The 1,506-nt window shown below is 63.3% G+C and carries 1 protein-coding gene; it reads left to right on the top strand.

What is annotated here, in order from left to right; genetic code table 11:
• Nucleotides 1-438: 438 nt before the first annotated feature.
• Nucleotides 439-1,506 (top strand): siroheme synthase CysG (gene cysG / locus EN991_RS35765; protein ID WP_127370491.1); only part of this gene is annotated, 1,068 nt, incomplete at its 3' end.

Genomic DNA, 1,506 nt, shown 5'->3' on the forward strand with positions numbered 1-1,506 from the left:
GAGTATGATTGTGTTCATGATGACAGGGCTCCTTTTTAGCCGCGTGGCGACCTTTAGTTGGCATTCCGCAGCCGGATTTCGATCCGACATGACGGGCCTTTTGAGAACGCACCTCGAGCCGGTAATGTTCCAGTCGGCAGCCACGTCGGCGTTGGACATTCTGGCTATCCCGAGGTTGCGACTTTAATCTACTAACTTGGTAGAATTTAGAAAAAACAGTTTTGCGGCTTTTCTCGCCGGGCGCTAAAAGAGCCACAAATCAAGGCCTGCGACAGCAGCTTGAATCCGCTCTATCTGTAAATGAGAAATATTTTTCTCTTGGCCGGGATGCTTTCAGAAAAGCAATTGCATCCCGATAAGGGATGCGCGAGTGCGTTCCTTCTGGTTTCTCGCGCTCGCGCGTAGAACTGCAGCTCATTGAGGATTCCGCTCGCGTCCATGTCGCACACTGCTCCCAAGCTCAACGCCTTCCCCGTGTTCATGCGGGTTGAGGGCGAAGCTGTGGCCATCGTCGGGGGCGGCGAAGAGGCGCTGGCCAAGGCGCGGCTGATCGGACAGTCGAGCGCGGTCCTGCGGATCGTCGCGGAACATGCCGAGCCCGACCTGCTCGCCTTCGTCGCCCAGGCCGGCGCGACGCATTTTGCCGCGGCTTACGAGGCGTCGCAGCTCGAAGGCGCGGTCATGGTGTTTGCCGCCAGCGGCGACGAGGAACTCGACCGCCGGGTGGCCGCGGATGCGCGCCGCCTAGGCATTCCGGTCAATGCCGTCGATCGGCCCGAGCTTTGCGATTTCTTCACCCCGGCGCTGGTCAACCGCGCGCCGGTGGCCATCGCCATCGGCACCGAGGGTGCAGGCCCGGTGCTTGCCCAAATGTTGCGCGGCCGCATCGACCGCATGCTGTCGCCGTCGCTCGGGCCGCTGGCAATTATTGCGGCTTCGTTTCGCGGGGCTGCCGAGAAGCTGCTGCCGAGAGGCAATGCCCGCCGCCGCTTCTGGCATGATTTCTTCTCTGGCGCTCCTGCGCGCGCGGCTGAAGCCGGCCAGCTTTCGCAGGCGCATGACGCCGCCGTCGATCTTCTGCTGTCGAACACGCCCGCTTGCGGTCACATCGCGCTGGTTGGCGCCGGTCCGGGCGCCGAGGATCTATTGACCTTGCGAGCCCATCGTCTGCTGATGGAAGCCGATGTCATCGTCCATGACGCCCTTGTGCCCGAGGCGGTCGTTGCCATGGGTCGCCGCGATGCCGAGCGCCTGCCGGTCGGAAAGCGCAAGGGCTGCCACACCAAGAGCCAGGCTGAGATCAATGCGCTGCTGGTCGAGCTTGGCCGTGAAGGCAAGCGTGTCGTGCGGCTGAAGTCGGGCGATCCGCTGGTGTTCGGCCGGGCCGGCGAAGAGATGGCGGCACTTCGCGACGCCGGCATCGCCTATGAGGTGGTCCCGGGCGTCACCGCGGCCTTTGCCGCCGCCGCCGATTTCGAACTGCCGCTGACCTTGCGCGATGTGACC

It is taken from the genome of Mesorhizobium sp. M7A.F.Ca.US.005.03.2.1 (genome assembly GCF_003997795.1).
Classification (GTDB): Bacteria; Pseudomonadota; Alphaproteobacteria; order Rhizobiales; family Rhizobiaceae; genus Mesorhizobium; species Mesorhizobium ciceri.